We start from the raw sequence: 18,335 nt of genomic DNA, 5'->3' as shown, positions 1-18,335 counted from the left end.
GGGGATTGTTACAGAGTGCTGTGATTTGCATTAAAAACCTTTATGTGTATAAAAGCCAAAGTAAATCTTTCTGCGTATAGAACAAAATAGCTGCACTAGTGTTGTGATGTAGTAGATTGCCGGACAAAAGCCAAGAACACAGACTGAGGGTAATACTGCGCCATCATAGCTAAATGTACACAAGAATTCGTGACCCGTGTTAGTATGGACACGGCAAGTATTCGCAAGCGTAGCAACAGGTTACGACCCTTTATGGGGATCGATGGCCTTACCCAACTGGCACAGAACCTGTCAGCACAACAGCACCACATACAAGAATTAGCGCCTGCTGGTAACACACAAAGCACCGCAGCCAATCCCCAACAATTGCGGAGTTACTATTGAAATTGTGACGGTGAAGATGCAGTTAAACGTAATGAAATCACTTGTTGACTCTGAAATGTATTACATCTCCGTCTTGAACAATGTAATCTCTTCCCTCGAATCTCACCTTGCCTGCCTTCTTGCATTCCGCGATGCCTTCGTACTTCACGTAGTCATCAAAACTGATGGTTTCAGCCTTTATAAATCCCTTTTCAAAGTCTGTATGTATTGTTCCGGCAGCCTTATCAGCGCGGGTATTTTTTACAATAGACCACGCCCTTGCCTCTTTGGGTCCAACTGTGAAAAAAGTGATCAGATTGAGGAGGCTGTACATAACCCGCACTGCGGTGTCTATGCCTGATTCTGGTAATCCTACTTCCCGCAGAAAATCATTGCGCATTTCTTCATCTTCTAAATTCATGATCTCTGCTTCCAACTTTGCAGATAAGCAGCAGCACTTACTTCCAGATGCTTCCGCCATTTCTTTTACTGCATTTGACAGCCTATTGCCGGTAGTGACGCTCGTTTCTTCAACATTGCATACATACATTACAGGCTTGCTCGTAATAAGTTGTAGCTGGTGCAGCTCCTGCTGATCTATTTCGGTCACGCTTCGCGCTGGATGTCCATTTTCTAATGCTACTAGTACCCTTTCCAAGGAGTCCTTTCTGCGCTTAATGTCCTTGTCCGAATTTGCAACTTTGGCCATGCTGGTTAGGCGGCGTTTGACGCTTTCAAGGTCTGCAAGCATTAGCTCCATATCTACAATTTCAGCATCATGAACCGGATCGACATTGGAGTGTACATGCCGTACATCGCCGTCTTCGAAGCACCTGAGAACATGAAGTATCGCATCTACCTCACGTATATGGCCTAAAAACTTATTTCCCAATCCCTCGCCAGCGCTTGCTCCTTGAACCAATCCAGCAATGTCAACAAACTCCACCTGGCTGTAGATGGTCTTTTCTGAATTCGCTATGGCAGCAAGGCTCTTTAGCCTGGCATCACGCACTATAGTCTTGCCGGTATTTGGTTCTATAGTGCAAAACGGATAGTTTGCGACTTCAGCAAGCGATGACTGTGTCAATGCATTAAATAACGTAGACTTACCAACATTTGGCAGGCCCACTATTCCGCAGTTCAATCCCATCAAGCAAAACAGATTTCATAACATGGAAGTATTCTACCATCTAATGTCTTTTGGCGATACCCCTACGTTACCTGGTCTGAGCCTGCAAAGCGCATGACACAATAACTTCCTGTGTATTAACTCCGAATACAAAGAGCAACCGCATGGGCAGCTATTCCTTCACCACGTCCTAAAAAGCCAAGTTTTTCTGTGGTAGTGGCCTTTATACTCATACGCGCCGTTTCCAGACCCAACAGGTCAGACAAAGTGTCTTTCATACTTTGCACATGCGGTGCTATCTTAGGGTGCTCACATATTATGGTTATGTCAAAATTCAATATTGAGTAGCCTTGAGCCTCAACATGTTTTGTTGCTTCAACCAGAAAGTGGCTTGATGACATATCTTTCCACAAAGGGCTGTCGTTAGGAAAGTGCTGTCCTATATCCCCTGCGCCTACGCATCCCAGTAATGCGTCCGTCAGCGCATGAATTGCAACATCGCCATCAGAATGCGCTATGATTCCTCTTGTATGGTTAATCTTTACACCACACACGGTGATAAACTGAGCATGTGTTGTTATGTCTGCGAATCTGTGAACGTCATAACCCATTCCTACACGAAAAGGCATATAAAGTGCCATAAACAGGAAAAATACTTTTATACACATAAAGGTTTTTAATGCAAATCACAGCACTCTGTAACAATCCCCCATTGCGCGGTAAGGCTAGAGAACTGCAGGTGTATATGTGCTCATGTACTCTGCAGCTCTGACAACGTCCTGTGCTGTCGTTATTTTGAAATTGTTATAGTCGCCTTCAATCACTGCAACGGACTCACCGCAAGCTATGAGGACAGACGATTCATCTGTAAAGTACCTTTCCGGGTCTTCGTCGTACACTTTTCTGTGGCATGAGAGAATATCTTTGTACCTGAATATCTGTGGTGTTTGGATTACCCTTAATGATTCTCTATCTAGCGTGCCTTCTAAGGTACCATTGTTAATACTGCTAATGGTGTCTATGGGAACTACCGCTGGCACTACTCCTTTGTGATCTGCTAGGCGCTGCAGAACAGCGTCGATATAGGGCAGGCTAGCAAAAGGCCGGCAAGCATCGTGAATCACCACGAATTCAGGATCCTCATCCTCAATGCTTTCCAGGCCTATTCTTACAGAGTCTTGCCTGCGTGTTCCTCCGTAAACTGGCGCCATGAGTGAATACGAAGCGCCTTTAGGAAGAGAAAGCATGGAGTTTTTATACAATTCCTCGTGCCCTTTCTTTATCACGACTCTAGTGGGATACCCATATCCGGAATTCATGTTTACTATTGTATGTGCTAGCACAGCACGGTGATTAATATGCAGATACTGTTTGGGACATCTATCAGCGCCTAATCTGCTACTGTTCCCCGCAGCTACTATCAACACATAGAATGTGCTCATCTCAAATCTTTCCTGCTTTCTGTTGGGTGGCTTTGGTGATGCTCGCATCACCCGCTTCCTGCCCTACGCTACTTTATGCCCGAGCTATGGCACAGGTGCTGTAATGTACGTAACAACCGTACGCCATCACATATCTGTCCCGCCGACTGTGATAGAGTCTATCTTTAGCGTGGGCTGCCCAACACACACGGGGATACTCTGCCCGTTCTTGGAACATGTACCAGTACCCGGATCCAACTCCAGATTATCGCCCACCATAGAGACCCGTTTTAGAACCTCTGGACCGCTGCCAACTAGAGTAGCTCCTTTCAGGGGGGTACCGATCTTACCATTCTCTATCATGTAGCTCTCAGACGCGGAAAAAACGAATTGACCTGAGGTGATATCAACTTGGCCTCCCCCAAAATCGGCAGCATATATACCCCGCTTGACGCTAGAAACTATTTCATCATGAGTATAAGTACCAGGCAGCATGTAAGTATTTGTCATCCGTGGTATGACCATACTCTTATAGCTAGCACGCCTACCATTACCCGTAGAAGATACACCCATAAGTTTGGAATTCATATTGTCGTGCATATATGAAACAAGAATTCCGTCTTCTATGAGAACGTTATACTGTGAAGCTGTACCCTCATCGTCAACATTCAGCGATCCTCTGCGACCGTGTACAGTGCCATCATCCACCACCGTTATACCTTGAGACGCAACCCTTGTACCCATGGCCTCTGAAAACGCAGACACCTTTTTGCGATTGAAGTCGCTCTCCAAGCCATGCCCAACTGCCTCGTGCAATAATACCCCCGGAAAACCTGGACCCAGAACTACGGTGATTTCGCCCGCTGGCGACGCTACAGCATCCATGTTTATCATTGATTGCCGTAAAGCCTCATCGGCGACCTTTTTCCATTGCTCTTCCTGAACAAATTCCGAACATAGAGATCTGCCACCCAAGCCTCCTCTTCCATGTTCCTTCCTTCCACCCTTTTCAACAAGTACATACACATCAAGCCGGACTAATGGGCGTAAATCGCCAACGCAGCTGCCGTCGCGCTTGATAATCTGCACAACCTGCCACTGCGTATTAAGCGCAGCTTTTACTTGCACTACATGTTTACTGGAGTCTCTAAGATATGCATCTACGTTCTGCAGAATACGAACCTTGCTTGCAAAGGAGATTTCACTCACAGGGTTATCTGCGGTATACAGCTGTCTCTTCTTGTCAGGAGCCTCACAGCTGACCACTCCTGTACCATGCATACCGGGTTGTTTAACCAAGACAGCGGCTTTTTTGATTTCTTCATCCCCTATTTCAGATGAACACACCATTGAGGCAACACCTCCAGTAAACGCTCTAAAGCCAAAACCCTTGCGAAAGCCAAAGTCAGCGTTCTTTATCACACCGTTCTCTATGCTCAGAGCTTCCGAATGGCAGAACTCTAAAAAAAGCTCTCCCCCATCTGCATTACGCAGAGTATCCCTTACCAAATCCTGTAACTTACTTTTATCAGCCCGGTCGTAAAATATCTTCTCCACATCGAATTCTTCCATTCCGGCTCTTTTGTGTGTATAACTGCACCAATATACTTGGCGGTCCTTAATAATCAACTGAATTCCGGGGCGTATTTGCCTCGCTGATTATGTGTTTTGTCCGAATGGCGGAATTGGTAGACGCGCTAGCTTCAGGTGCTAGTAACCCTAAAGGTTGTGGAAGTTCGAGTCTTCTTTCGGGCATGCCAGGTATTCCCGCTGGACTAACACCGTATAGACTTAATCTGCAGTAGACCTGCTGTACACAGTGATCGCGTAGCTGAAACATTGCACAAGTGTACATCCACGGCGTCTCCAACTCACACACAAAAGGTTGTATAGGACATTTCTACATGGTATATGACATATACTGCGATTATCTCGGATATCGCCTGCAAGTATGCATAATTATTGTGATATATCATACATAAGCGTAAAATCCTTTATGATTATATCTCACGCTCAGTACACAGATGGGTTAACTTATCCTTCCGTGCAGCTCATGGGAATGACAGATTAACTGAGCGGTAAAATTTACACCTGTTACGTATTGGGGACCCTACATGACCAAACCTGCTATAAACGACACTGCTGTGTGCAAAGACATGGCACGTAGATTGTTAAAAATTTCACTTACTCCCGCAGTTAAGAATATCTTGCAACTCATAAATATGCCATCACATGTGCCGCCTGCACGTGGGTTAAATGACCAATTACACCCGTTACCAGAGCTGGAATTAAATCAAACAATAGTGGCATACAGCGACGAGATAGATGCTGAAGCGCTAAAAATAGACGCTACAGCACGACGCAAATATGCGGAATCTACTGATGATTTCTCCATGAGAAGCGCTTATTTGCTTTCAAATCTATTCAATGCATACGTAATCCCGACATACCTCATACATACACTTGAGGAGGTTGGAAATTTCGGAACCAGCACCATACCGGCGTGGAGTAGCATGATACATGTGTCTTACTCGGTATACGAAGGCAATTTATTGGTACGTAGACACACCTTGAATACTGACCAACTATTATTACTCGATAACAAAACCGTTGATGGTCGCAGGACAGAGTTCTTTGTCGCTGCAGGTGAGTATCTTAGGCGGGAAATCACGGACATAGTAACCTGCATGGAGCCACGTAGACCTTCTAAGCTGGTACTATCGGTGTCACTCGCTCCTGAGTTTATTACCGACATGACTGTAAAGCATGTTGAGACGTCCGTACCTGCCTTGGAGACTCTCGCCCGCGCCTTACAGTTGCTACCAATATATCGTTCATTGCTGTCTGCTAGCACAAATGATTTCGGAATCACAAACGCACCCTACTATCTTGGCGTCGGTTGCTCATCTATAAATTATGTTGAAATGTGCTCGTCCGCACTAAAGCAGAAGCCGCGTCCTGTAAAAAGACACAAGATGCAGGCATGCATATATCTGTATGGCTCACAAGATCACATATTGCCGTTATCGTCCTTTGACATAGCAACACAGCACATGAGGATGTCTATGCTGTCACTGTATGAAATAGAACTAGATAAAGATAAGGCCCACGTACTCGCAGAAACAATTTTGCCTTTTGAATGTTCTTCAAGAAAAGAAATACCGCACTCAGCAACGTTGGAACCATTTTTTCATGCTCGTGGCATTAAAACTCAAAGCCCCCTTGTAGAGCACAATAAATGCACAGTGCTGGATATAAGAATAAACCCAGCTCGTACCCCTGGCAAAAAAGTTTCGGCTAAAATGCTGTCTTCGTACTTACATCTCATAGTCAACTCTAGCAAAAACTTGTTCGGTCTAGGGCATAGAGCACTCGCATACATCTCTACAGTACAAGACATGGACAAATCAAAAAACGTCACTGTACTTCATGTTCTGGACATGGGCACTCCTCCGTATCCTGGGTCGCCGTATAACGTTTGCGATTCCGTAGATCTCATTGCATATGATGAAGCTGCATACAATGCTCAGAGGGGCCGAAATACGACTGCAACACACAATGCTAAAAAAGGAAGTATTTACGCAGTAGCTTCTGTATTGGAAGCAACTTTTGCGTCCGCAAACAAAAGGTTTTCTGAAAGTTTTATAAACACGATTACTCGTTCTGCTGGTTTTTCAACAAATATTGATGCCTTTCTCAGCTCGGGAACAGCCCAGTGTACTATCATAATACAGGATACACAACACATCCCATACCACCCTATGGCGCCACTGTACGAAGAGGTAGCCAGTGTATCGGATTCTATGGGAGATGCCCCAAGCATTACAGCTTCGTGTCACAGTCCTATGATATCCACAGCCACTGCATCACCTCAATCTGGGCATTGTCTTACACCAAGCGTTGCAGGAATCAGAAATGTTGGGAGGCCACACTATACAGTCACAGGGTTGGGGTTCATACCTACAATTGATGACCAATCCGATTACGTGCAATGCACAAGTTCTGCACCTAGTGCTAGTCCTCTCCCTAGCCCATCACTGCCCAGAGCAGTATCGGCCTCTTGCCCTCATATGCACGAAAGAAGGCGCTGCTTATCGGCAAGCCCACAAGTGCTTCACAGGACTGCGCAACAGATAATCGAAAATGAAGTAAGTCTGGCGCAACAAAGTTGCCATGCGGAACCTATTGCAGAAACTATGGAGCCTGGGACTCCAACAGTTGAGAGCTGTGTTGAGCAGCGCGACACCGCACTTGCTCCCACCGCCTCACCTGCTCCCGATTCTACATCCGTCACAATACCAGACAGTATGGTGTACCTTCAGGTTAGCCCTGACGACGTTGCCATTCAGCGTTACAATAAGACTCGCACAGTGCCAAACCGTATAGGTTGTAAAACTGCTTGTGCAATTTCCTTCTCATGCATAGCGCTTTTCTCTCTAACAACAGTCTCTTACGCGTTTTTCTGGAGAAGAGTCATTGACGTAGCCATTGTGCAACGGTGCGATGCTATTTTTGTCGCGGGTATTTCCCTCGCAATGGTAATGTCTATGGCTATAGCTGTAACTGTAGATCGTCGTTGGAACCACGCATCAAGACAGCCTTTAGTTGATACGCTTACAGAACACACGGACACGGGTTGCCCGAGTAATGATCTAAGTGCACCAGCGCCGTGCGAAGCCATAGACTCAAATATGAGCTGTGCGCGGTAGTGCGTCGTATCAAGAGGCTATATGTATTTGCATTACCTGTCCTTTTAAAGTAGGATGGGCGCTGCAGTTTTTACCTCTGGAGGCATATGGAAGTCATAACTGTAAGGGAGGCTTTGCGCCGAGCTATAGAGGAAGAGATGGAGCGCGATCCCAACGTCTTCCTAATGGGAGAAGAGGTCGGAGAATATCAGGGTGCGTATAAAGTTAGCCAAGGGCTCCTAGAAAAGTTTGGTCCCAATAGAGTCGTCGATACTCCCATAAGCGAGCACGGCTTTACGGGGCTTGCCGTGGGTGCGGCATTTGCCGGACTTCGACCTGTGCTGGAGTTTATGAGTTTTGACTTTTCCATGCAAGCCATGGACCAAATAGTTAACTCCGCGGCGAAAACCTTATACATGTCTGGAGGCCAACTTGGATGCCCCATAGTGTTTCGTGGGCGCAACGGCGCTGCCGCGGGAGTAGCTGCTCAACATTCTCAGTGTTTTGCTTCTTGGTACGCACACATACCGGGAATGAAGGTAATTGCGCCATACTTCGCTGCGGACTGCAAAGGGTTACTGAAGTCTGCTATACGGGACCCTAATCCCGTTGTCTTTTTGGAAAACGAAATTTCATATGGTCACCAGCATGAGGTGCCTGCGGAGCAGCTCAGGGAAGATTATCTAGTAGAGATAGGTAAGGCTTCCATTGCCAGAGAAGGTGCGGACGTGTCGATTCTTGCGTTTTCCTTACAGGTTAGGTACGCGCTGGACGCGGCAGAGACATTGGCTAAGGATAATATCAGTGCTGAAGTCATAGACCTGCGCACCCTGCGTCCCTTGGACTCTGAAACTATACTACAATCTGTGCGCAAGACAAACCGGGTTGTCACAGTTGAAGAGGGATGGCCGTTTAGCGGGATAGGCGCAGAGCTGGTGGCAGTTATTAATGAACGTGCGTTTGACTACCTAGATGCTCCAGTGGCTAGAGTCGCAGCTAAAGATGTGCCATTACCGTATGCAGAAAACTTGGAACGCCTCGCGCTACCACAGGTTTCTGATATCGTAGAAGCCGTTCGTAAGACTTGTGACTATACCTTTGCGTAATTTCGGTGGCTGCGGAGACTGTGTCGATGTCTGCTACGTGCTTGCATATTGGCGGCTCAATGTCTTGGCATAGCGTTGCTTCGCTTTCATCGTACGCTGCGAAGTTCTACTAATTTGTTATCTGAGATTACTTATGCGTTTTCGCTACTAACGCATGCTTTCCTGTCCTATCACCACGGCAACTATTCGTACGTGGTGGAGTGATGCTGCCGGTAAAGTAACATCCCCGTCAGCATTAACGTATGAGTACATTACAAATATTAAAATATAAATATACGTAGCCTCCCACAGGCAAACACATTACAATTATCACTGCTTTCTGCCGTAGCGAGTGTGTGCCGTGCCTTTACATTACGAGCTGTACAGGTGGCTAGAAGCATTCCATGTGATTTCAGTGGTAATGTGGATGGCCGGTATGCTTTATTTACCAAGATTGTTCGTTTACCATGCAAGCACCTCTCCCGGCTCTGAGGCAAGTGCGCTGCTAATGGTTATGGAGCGCAGGCTACTTCTTTACATAATGAACCCAGCAATGGTTTCTACCGCGATATTTGGTACCGTCCTTGCAGTGTCCAGCCAGGCGTATTTGTTCGCGTGGTTCCACATTAAGGCTGTTCTTGTACTGTGCATGTTCGCAATCCATGGGCTCCTAGCCAAGTACAGACGCGAATTTGCTCTTGATAAGCGAGTCCGGTCCTCACTCTTTTTCCGTATTTTAAATGAGACTGTCACAATTTTGGTAATTGGCATCATAATCACTGTTATGATCAAGCCCTTCAACTAAGGCTATCCAAAGCAGAGCTTACTTATACTTTTGCGTGGGTAATCTAAGTGCCATCACGGCAAGATACATATCAAATGCCACGTAATTAATTCAGTAGCAGTTTTTTTACCATCGTAGCTTGCGCGGTGCGTTACTAGCATAACACGAAACTGTTTGACTTTGTGCCACACAGCGAGTTAGAATGCCCAGTCTTGAGAGTCACTAAGTTGGGTAGTCTGTGGCGGCCATAGGTACACCAAAATTGGATCCGGATTTCCGCGCACGCGACTTTTTCCTTAAATCTGTTGACGGTAATTACTACGGGCTTGATGATCTCCGTGGAGGAGCTGCCATGCTGGTAATGTTCATTTGCAATCACTGCCCGTACGTGAAGGCTATAATAGGGCGTCTTGTGCCGCAGTGTGAAGATCTTATGGAAAGGTATGGTGTACGTGTAGTTGCAATTATGCCAAACGACACTGTTGCATACCCGGATGACGCCTACGATAAGATGGTGCTGTTTGCGCGAGGGCATAAGTTTCCTTTCCAGTATTTGATAGACGAGAGCCAGGATGTTGCAAAGAGCTATGGTGCAGTTTGTACCCCTGACTTTTTCTGTTTTAATCGAGATCTTGCGCTGCGTTATAGGGGCCGTTTTGACGATCCTAAACGCGAGGCCGTTGACGAGCCCGGTGGTGAGTTGTTTGAGGCCGTAAAGCACATTGCAGCAACAGGCGAGGCTCCTGAGAACCAGGTACCAAGCATTGGTTGCTCGATCAAGTGGCGTTGCCTTGATGATGTTACAAATTGAATTTGTAGGATGCATAGTTCTAGTTACCTTGTAGATGTCATAGTGCTACTCGCAGCTGCTGTTGTGGTTGCTATGGTATTCTGGAAGCTGCGCATAAGCCCCGTTCTCGGATATTTTGTTGCTGGGGCTGCTATAGGGTCGCACGGCCTTAGATTGGTGGAATCCTCCGTAATAATCAGCAACTTGGCTGAGTTTGGCGTGGTTTTCTTGCTTTTCCTGATAGGCATAGAGCTCACGTTTGAGCGATTAGCCGCGATGCGAATGCACGTCTTTGGGTTCGGAACCCTTCAGGTTATAGTGACCGCAACGTTAATATGGTGCATAGCACGGGGTCTGGGAGTGGACTCCGAGAGCGCTGTTGTCATTGGTGGTGCGTTGGCCCTGTCCTCCACCGCTATAGTGCTCCAGGTGCTACAAGAAAAGGGGCAGCAATCGTCGCAAGTCGGTCGACTTTCCATAGCGGTACTGCTGTTGCAGGACTTTGCTGTAGTCCCACTAATAGTGCTGCTGCCTTTACTTGCTGGAGAGTCTACTAGTTTGGTTGCTTCTTTGCTGCACGCGCTCTTAAAGGCTGGAATCGCCCTGGCGCTAATCTTCGTTACCGGCAGATTACTATTGCGGCCATTGTTTGGTACGATAGCGGCCATGAAGAGCAATGAGATTTTTATCGCCTCCACATTGCTAATAGTACTTGGCGCTGCTTTTATAACTGAAAACTTTAATTTATCCATGGCGCTAGGCGCATTTGTTTCAGGATTGCTTGTTGCTGAAACGGAGTACCGGTACGACGTAGAACAAGTGGTACTGCCGTTTAAGAAGCTGCTGCTCGGGCTGTTTTTCATGACTGTTGGAATGTCGATCAACACAGAGTTGTTGCTCAGCAAGTTACCATTTGTGGCGGCGTTATCTCTGTCGTTGATACTTCTGAAGTCTTGCATTGTTTGCATACTGTGCCGGTGCTTCCGCTTCCCACTTTCTGCAGGGATTCAGGCGGGGCTCTTGCTCTCTCAAGGCGGTGAGTTTGCATTCATACTATTTGGTTTGGCCGCTGAGAAGAATGTTCTATCGCATGACTTAGCGCAAGTTTTGATGATGGCCACTACTGTAACAATGGCCTTCACTCCGCTGTTAGCTACGTTCGGCAACTGGATCACCAGCGTGCTAACTGCAAAAAAGGTATCTTTCTCCGCAAAGGCACTTGTTTTAGACACTAGTGACCTGGATCAGCATGTAATTGTTGTGGGCTTTGGCCGGGTTGGGCGTTTGGTTGCCAAGGTTCTTACCGCCGAGCATGTGAATTACATAGCTTCTGATATACAGCCTAGCGTTGTTGCCGAAGGACGGAAAGAGGGTTACCCCGTATACTTGGGAGATTTAACGAAGCTTGAAGTACTCGAGGCTATGGGTGCGGCGCGCGCTACTGCTGTGACACTTGCCATAAATAATGAAGTAACAGCAAAAAAGATCATAACGTTAGTCTCAAAAAATTTCCCTAACGTTGTAATAGCGGTTCGTATCCCTGATTTGAGTAAGGCCGACATGTACATTAAGCTCGGTGCCCATCATATCATACCCGAGACTTACGAAGCGGGGCTACAGCTTGGTGGTGTTGCGCTTAGTATAAGCGGTTATAGCGACAATGCGATACTTTCGCTACAGAACACGTTTCGAATGGAAGATTATAAGCGACAAGAAAACCGCGATGATACTTAATTATCTGCTCTGACGTGAGCGTGTCTCATACCTCTATTGATGCTTTTTACTGCTTTGCCCTTGTAGCATCAGACTACATGGAAAACGAACTAGGAAAATATGGCGGAACTATACGGCACTCTACGCAACCTGGGAGGAAAGTTAATAGACATTTTTTTCCCGTGGGCTTGTGCAAATTGCGGAGCGCTGCTTAAAACCAATGCCGTTGTATGCGCTCCTTGTCGAAGCATGATTACATTTTTGAAGGGCGACTTCTGCATACATTGTAGTGCACCCCTACTCCCCAGCATGAAATACTGCGCACAGTGCTTGGGTAAGCATTCATACCTTACCGCTCTGGAATCTGTATTAGAATACAACGCAAAGAGCAAAAAACTGATTACACAATTGAAGAAATGTGGGGAGATGGCACATGTTAGGATCTATGCGTCCTGGATGTTTGATAGGGGACGTGCAATGCTCGCTCGGGCCGCTATGCTGGTTCCTGTTCCCATTCATAGACCTCGTTTGCTTAATAGGAAGTTTAACCAAGCCGCATTACTGGCACTGGAGTTAAGTAAACTATGTGGTGTACCCACAGAAATGTTCATACTAAAAAAATACCGAAGCACTCCACCGCAAGGCAAATTGTCTGCTGCAATGCGCTCTCAGAATGTTCAGAATTCATTCTCCGTTTCCAACCCTGCAATGGTCGTTGGAAGGTCTATTCTGCTGGTTGATGACGTAGCAACTACTGGAGCTACCTTGCAGTCATGTGCGCAAACTTTGATACTAGCTGGCGCGACTGAGGTTCAAGCTTTAACGTTGGCAAGATCTCTACGCAATACATGATCATGATGCTATTCTAATCACGCCGCGAATATTTTTGAACTACCGCGCCGTATAAACTGCAATACAGTCATGCACTCTACAAGACGGAGAAGTACAACACACAGTTGGTGGTATTATCGCCAACGCGTGGTCGCCGACGACGGTTGTTAGATCAGCGCCTACCGGCTATCGTGACAGCATTGTATCTCACTAAACATATTTTTTGATGATACTGCAAGATAGCTTCTTGTCTGCATTGCGGGATAAAATAGGCCTTTGAGTATCTGTGTGATTGCGATATTCTGGACGGCACAGCAACGTTATTGTGGTTGCTATTTTAGAGGAGTTCGAGATGGATCATGAAGACATGATAAAGGTAGATGCCTCTGTACGTGAACGGTGTGGCACAGGCAGTGCCAGGGCTTTGCGCGCAGCTGGGCTTATACCTGCTGTAATATACGGGAAGGGTCGCGAGCCCATGAACATATCTTTACACTATGTAGATTTTTTGAAGAAGTGTCGCTCGTTTTCTATATTCTCCAAGCTTATCGAATTGTGCATCGGTAAGGAGAAGGAGTATGTGATAACGAAAGACATACAAAAACATCCGGTGAGTGGGATGATCACCCACGTAGATTTTCAATTTGTGGATAGAAACTCTGAGATGAAGATAGAGGTTCCTCTCGTGTTTCTTAATGAGAATAAGTGTGCTGGCGTCAAGCAAGGCGGCGTTCTGAACGTGATGCATCGCTCGTTGTTGATACGATGCTCACCTGACCACATACCAAAAAATATCGAGGTTGATTTGCTTGACGTTGCTATAGGGCATTCTCTCCATGTTAGCGACTTGAAGCTGCCTAGTACTATGAATGTTGTTATGAAGGAGGAGGACCCTGTTATTCTTGCAGTATCTTCTTCAGACGAAACAACAGAGTCAGCTGAGGAAGCTCCTACTGAGACTCCTGAAGACAACAAATAGCTTGTAGCATGTTGCTCTTTGTTGGGTTAGGCAACCCAGGAAAGCGATATGAGATGACGCGCCACAATGTCGGTTTTATGATATTGGACGCGGTGGCGCGTCGTTTTGGCTTTCCGGAGTTTTGCTGTAAGCATAATGCTGATGTTTCCATTGGAGACTTAGAATCGCACCGTGTGGTACTTCTTAAGCCTCTTTCTTACATGAACAATTCGGGTGATCCCGTGCAACGCGCGGTGAGCCTGTACAAGATGTCACTTGATTCCATAACGGTATTTCATGATGACACTGAGCTGCGACAGGGTGTGATTAGGGTGAAACGTGGTGGCGGTAGCGGAGGCCATAATGGTATTCGTTCAATTGACGCCGCCATTGGGAAGGACTACTTGCGGGTAAGGTTTGGTGTTGGACGCTCCGACGGATGCAACATGTCTGACTATGTGTTGTCCGACTTTACGAACCCCGCCGCCGTACATGAAGCCATCGCCAACATAGCTGAAAACATTCCCATGCTTTTAAACGGAGACGCTGCGGAGTTTATCTCTAAAGTGAGCGTGCCGTTTTAAAACATGCAAAAAAGGTATGGAGGTATTCCATTGCCTAAACTCAGTGAGAGAAACCTATTTTTCTCTTATGCTCGGTTGGTTTTACCATACGTAACATAGTAGACCACTCTACCGCAACACCAGAATCTTTGGTCAATTACGGCTGAATACGTGATTAATGCTAGAGGTAAGCATGCCCCGATGGTAAAATGCTTAATGATGGAGTTTGGGGTAGTGCATGCCATTCGCAAGCGTACGTGAGGAGTGCGGGGTTTTTGCAATTCAGAACCACAGCAACGCGGTACACAAATGTCTGCTGGGGTTGCACGCTCTGCAACATCGTGGCCAGGAATCCTTCGGTCTGGCTGCCTATACAGTAGGCTCCACGATACCTGGCTCATTTTACAAGAGTGGCTGTGTAAGCAGCGTATTTGGTAACAGCGTAGTCGGCTCACTAGATGGTAATCTTGCTGTTGGCCATGTGCGCTACTCTACAAGCGGGGGAGTCACAGCTACTGGGACGCAGCCGTTTATTGTAGATAGCAAATTTGGCCCCCTTTCGGTGGCACATAATGGTAACTTAACGAACGCTAGTAGCCTGCGGGAAGACCTTGTAAAACGAGGTTGCGTCTTTACCTCCAATATAGATACCGAAGTAGTCGCGCACTTGATTGCGACTCACGATTCTTCCACGCTGGTTGATTGCGTCTCCTCATCAATACAGAAGGTTCGCGGAGCTTTCGCGTTTGCTATCGTTGCTCGAGACACGCTGATAGGAGTGAGAGATGCCGCAGGAATTCGGCCGCTTGTGTTAGGCATTGTGGACGGCGCGCATGTCCTTGCTTCTGAAACGTGCGCACTTGATATAGTAGGTGCAAAGTTTGTCCGGAATATAGAACCTGGAGAGTTAGTCGCAATAGACAAGGAAAATAACATCTTTAGTGTGTTCCCTTTCAAAACGGAGAAGTACAGTTTCTGCATATTTGAGTACATATATTTTGCCCGTCCTGATAGTGTTGTAGAGAATAGACCGGTATATGAGACAAGAAAAAACATTGGTGCAACACTCGCTGCTGAAAGCCCACCTCCTAAGAACGTTGATATGGTGGTGCCTGTGCCAGATTCCGGGATCCCCGCAGCCATGGGCTATGCAACAGAATCTGGGGTTCCGTTCGAGTTTGGAATAGTAAGAAATCACTATGTAGGACGTACTTTCATACAGCCGTCCGACAAGGCCAGAAAGCTTGGGGTGGAATTGAAACACAATGCTAACGCAGCAATTTTGCGTGGAAAGAACATAGTTTTAGTAGACGACAGCATAGTGCGGGGAACTACACTGCGCGAAGTCATAGCGCTATTGAGAAGGGCTGGCACGAAAAATATTCATCTAAGGATATCGAGCCCGCCCACCATATATTCATGCTTTTACGGTATTGACACGCCCACAAGGTCTAAATTGGTAGCAAACAATTTGTCGATCAACCAATTAACAAAGATGCTGAACTGTGACAGCCTGTCTTTCATCAGCATTAATGGTCTTTATAGAGCAGTTTGCGGTACGGATAGAAATAATACCGCCCCACAGTTCTGTGATGCCTGCTTTACAGGGCTCTATCCACAGGGAGAAATTGAATAGCACGGCACATGCCATATCCTTCAGCATGGACACTAATTATACATGTCATCTGCACTAACAATGTATTTGTATTCACCCAGGCAGAGTTATACATAAGACCGAGACATACAAACTGGTACCTTGTTACAGGGGTAAACCCTTGTATGTCGTGAAGTAAGCAATATACAAACCCTCTCTACCTCATGCATGTACCTCAGTAATGACACTATTGCCAGTGTTAGGTACTCCTTCAATTCATAACAAACTAAGTGTCCCAAGCAAGGCATAACTGGCGCTCCAGCCTTGAACCTTCGATTAATTCAACATTACGCCTCTCGCAGCAAACCCCGCCACAAGACCTAGTGCTGCACACACCAGCACGCAAGTGCCATAACACTACCACCAGTTTTTACGGTAACTTTTGACAATAATCGTGCCCCACCAAGCGTACTGGCCAAAAAGTCGACAGATACTCTCGAGACAAAAGAGGCAGAGAAAATAAAGATCAAGCTATGTTTTGGTCTTAGAATGTGCAACGATCAAATCCTAAAGTTCGCTGCTACAAGCATTTGTCAGACTATCTGCGCGCTCCGTTGGAAGATTTCATATTTACATTTGTACATCAATTACTGGGCGTCACAGCCGAAGTTTTGTATCCACCTCATATCTGCGCTAAATAAAATAGGACCCTCAGCTATGTTTTCTCACCAAAACCAAACACTTATATGTCAGAAAACTGCACACCTACATAGGCACTACGAGGCTGAGGTTTATAAGCTTTACTGCATAGCGTGCCCATAGATCCGTAAATTTATAGCGCTCTTTTCAGTTCTTCTGCAGTCCTTGTAGGTAGCCACATCTCAAACACACGCCTACAGTATACAGCTCCTTACAAGCAAGAGGCCATACCCACAATGTTGTTTTATCTTCAAGCGTCATGCTTGATATATATATATATTCAAAGTGCGCAACATTGGCTATCTTTTATAAGGTTGTACTACTTCAGGCTACTGTAGACCTGAAAAAGCGAACCACTCACACCACTTTCTGTAATAACTAAACTACAGATTTTAACGCGCCATGCCACGCTGTTAGCAATATCCAACAACACCTAATACCTGCAGAATCTCGAAGATGTATGTCATTTGCGTCTGTTAGGATTCCCCTCCCATATACTCTCCCAGAAGTATTAGCGGATACGAGGACAGCCCCCATATCCCCAGTAAGATGCGTCACAGATTGGTGGTGGTAATGCCATAAATGGGGCCTTTTTCAATTCTCTGCATTCCTATACACAGCAAGATACTCTGGAACTATATGTTCTATTGTACCACTGCCTTTTACAGTGTTTGCGTTATCCTTTGCGATGATATCGTATTTCATAAGTTCTATCTGATCTCGGGTAACAATAGGCTCATTATTGCCCGTTACTGGATGTGTTAGCAGTGAAACTAGCTTTCTCTCCAACAAAAACGCACAGCTTTTAGCGATAAAAAACGGAATAGGCAAAAGGGTTTTTTTTCTGCACGTACTTTCCAGTATAAACTCCATAAGCTCTTTAAAAGAGTACACATGAGGGCCGCATATTTCATACGTACCTTGCTCGTTCTTTGCGATCAAATCCACCACGAGGTCTACGACATCTCCGACATGCACAGGCTGCAGCAAATTTTTACCCCCGCCCAAAACAGGCATCACCGGAGTTATACGTGCGATGTTTGCGAACTTGTTAAAGAAATTGTCTTCAACTCCAAAAATCAGATTCGGCCGTACTATTATTGCGCCTTGATGCGTGTCATTAATGAGCTGCTCACCTTGCAGTTTACTCATCGCATACGTTGAGCTCACAGCAACGTCTGACCCCATTGCGGAAAAATGCACAAGCATCTTGCCGTGTTTTTCAGCAAGCTGTGCCAAATAGCCAGGAAACAGTACGTGAAGGTATTTCATAATCGAAGAGCGTGGCTCACTGATCGTACCCACAAGATTTACAACAATATCGCTCTCTGTAACGAGCTTTTCTATTAACCGGGTATTTGAAAGTTTGCCCACGATGGTATCAACCTGGCCTAGGTGACCAAATAGTTTGAGATCCGAAGCCTTTCTTTGGTCACGGGTATAAACGCTCACACAGTACTTACGCGCCACTAGTTCACACACTAGATACTTGCCTACAAACCCACTTCCACCAAACACTACAACTCTTTTCATGACGGCTCCGTGCAACTCCAGAAGATCTTTACATTATTCATACTTTGACGCACTGTGCAATCTCAGCTTCCCGATACGGAAGTACTAGAGCATAACAGTAAAAAATACGTGGGCACGTGGTGGCCCTGGCAGCACCTGCGCACGAGAGCTACGATCACAAGTCTTTTAAAGAAAACACCAGCTA

15 protein-coding genes, 1 tRNA gene and 1 pseudogene are annotated in these 18,335 nt (G+C 46.1%); 11 read left to right on the top strand and 6 right to left on the bottom strand.

The genetic code is table 11. The features are described 5' to 3' along the window. Positions 1 to 421: 421 nt before the first annotated feature. From ychF to PGW94_RS01695, 4 genes are all read right to left on the bottom strand, one after another. Entirely contained in the window at positions 422 to 1,513 is a 1,092-nt protein-coding gene (gene ychF, locus PGW94_RS01710) for a redox-regulated ATPase YchF (RefSeq protein ID WP_271758010.1), read from the bottom strand. 116 nt (positions 1,514 to 1,629) lie between these two features. Continuing rightward, positions 1,630 to 2,121 carry a 2-C-methyl-D-erythritol 2,4-cyclodiphosphate synthase gene (ispF, locus tag PGW94_RS01705; protein ID WP_271758008.1) on the bottom strand — a complete coding sequence of 164 codons (492 nt, stop codon included), beginning with the start codon at positions 2,119 to 2,121 and terminating at the stop codon, positions 1,630 to 1,632. Between the two features lie 96 nt (positions 2,122 to 2,217). Then, positions 2,218 to 2,934: a 2-C-methyl-D-erythritol 4-phosphate cytidylyltransferase gene (gene ispD, locus PGW94_RS01700; RefSeq protein WP_271758006.1), complete on the bottom strand. Its 717-nt coding sequence runs from the start codon at positions 2,932 to 2,934 to the stop codon at positions 2,218 to 2,220. A gap of 126 nt (positions 2,935 to 3,060) precedes the next feature. Beyond that, positions 3,061 to 4,485, bottom strand: a complete 1,425-nt coding sequence (locus PGW94_RS01695; RefSeq protein ID WP_271758004.1) for a metallopeptidase TldD-related protein — start codon at positions 4,483 to 4,485, stop codon at positions 3,061 to 3,063. Positions 4,486 to 4,583: 98 nt separating this feature from the next. On the opposite strand from PGW94_RS01695, the gene PGW94_RS01690 reads away from it, so the two are divergent. The 11 genes and pseudogenes from PGW94_RS01690 to purF all read left to right on the top strand — a co-directional run bounded on the left by PGW94_RS01690 (position 4,584) and on the right by purF (position 15,961). Further along, a tRNA-Leu gene (locus PGW94_RS01690) sits at positions 4,584 to 4,668 on the top strand. A gap of 359 nt (positions 4,669 to 5,027) precedes the next feature. Beyond that, the gene (locus tag PGW94_RS01685) at positions 5,028 to 7,622 is read left to right on the top strand and encodes a hypothetical protein (protein WP_271758002.1); all 2,595 of its coding nucleotides are present in this window, start codon (positions 5,028 to 5,030) and stop codon (positions 7,620 to 7,622) included. 86 nt (positions 7,623 to 7,708) lie between these two features. Beyond that, positions 7,709 to 8,707: a pyruvate dehydrogenase complex E1 component subunit beta gene (locus tag PGW94_RS01680; RefSeq protein ID WP_271758000.1), complete on the top strand. Its 999-nt coding sequence runs from the start codon at positions 7,709 to 7,711 to the stop codon at positions 8,705 to 8,707. Positions 8,708 to 9,047: 340 nt separating this feature from the next. Further along, on the top strand, positions 9,048 to 9,491 hold the full coding sequence (gene hemJ, locus PGW94_RS01675; protein WP_271757995.1) for a protoporphyrinogen oxidase HemJ: 444 nt from the start codon (positions 9,048 to 9,050) through the stop codon (positions 9,489 to 9,491). A 217-nt stretch (positions 9,492 to 9,708) separates the two neighbouring features. Next, complete coding sequence (locus tag PGW94_RS01670; protein ID WP_271757993.1) at positions 9,709 to 10,281, top strand: thioredoxin family protein; 573 nt, start codon at positions 9,709 to 9,711, stop codon at positions 10,279 to 10,281. Positions 10,282 to 10,290: 9 nt separating this feature from the next. Further along, positions 10,291 to 11,994, top strand: coding sequence for a cation:proton antiporter (locus PGW94_RS01665; RefSeq protein WP_271757992.1), 1,704 nt, complete (start codon positions 10,291 to 10,293; stop codon positions 11,992 to 11,994). 99 nt (positions 11,995 to 12,093) lie between these two features. Next, a pseudogene (locus PGW94_RS04515) lies at positions 12,094 to 12,294 on the top strand (double zinc ribbon domain-containing protein); the annotation flags it as partial. 135 nt (positions 12,295 to 12,429) lie between these two features. Further along, entirely contained in the window at positions 12,430 to 12,825 is a 396-nt protein-coding gene (locus PGW94_RS01660; RefSeq protein ID WP_271757990.1) for a ComF family protein, read from the top strand. 331 nt (positions 12,826 to 13,156) lie between these two features. Continuing rightward, positions 13,157 to 13,783: a 50S ribosomal protein L25/general stress protein Ctc gene (locus PGW94_RS01655; RefSeq protein ID WP_271758016.1), complete on the top strand. Its 627-nt coding sequence runs from the start codon at positions 13,157 to 13,159 to the stop codon at positions 13,781 to 13,783. A gap of 8 nt (positions 13,784 to 13,791) precedes the next feature. Then, positions 13,792 to 14,346, top strand: coding sequence for an aminoacyl-tRNA hydrolase (pth, locus tag PGW94_RS01650; protein ID WP_271757988.1), 555 nt, complete (start codon positions 13,792 to 13,794; stop codon positions 14,344 to 14,346). A 217-nt stretch (positions 14,347 to 14,563) separates the two neighbouring features. Beyond that, entirely contained in the window at positions 14,564 to 15,961 is a 1,398-nt protein-coding gene (gene purF / locus PGW94_RS01645) for an amidophosphoribosyltransferase (protein ID WP_271757986.1), read from the top strand. Positions 15,962 to 16,047: 86 nt separating this feature from the next. Here purF and PGW94_RS01640 read toward each other — a convergent pair whose 3' ends face one another. Together PGW94_RS01640 and PGW94_RS01635 are read right to left on the bottom strand one after the other, a co-directional pair. Further along, on the bottom strand, positions 16,048 to 16,227 hold the full coding sequence (locus tag PGW94_RS01640) for a hypothetical protein (RefSeq protein WP_271757984.1): 180 nt from the start codon (positions 16,225 to 16,227) through the stop codon (positions 16,048 to 16,050). A gap of 985 nt (positions 16,228 to 17,212) precedes the next feature. Beyond that, entirely contained in the window at positions 17,213 to 18,151 is a 939-nt protein-coding gene (locus PGW94_RS01635; protein ID WP_271757981.1) for a complex I NDUFA9 subunit family protein, read from the bottom strand. Positions 18,152 to 18,335 lie beyond the last annotated feature (184 nt).

Source organism: Candidatus Anaplasma sp. TIGMIC (assembly GCF_028204095.1).
GTDB lineage: Bacteria > Pseudomonadota > Alphaproteobacteria > Rickettsiales > Anaplasmataceae > Anaplasma.
This window is presented reverse-complemented; position numbering and strand designations above follow the sequence as displayed.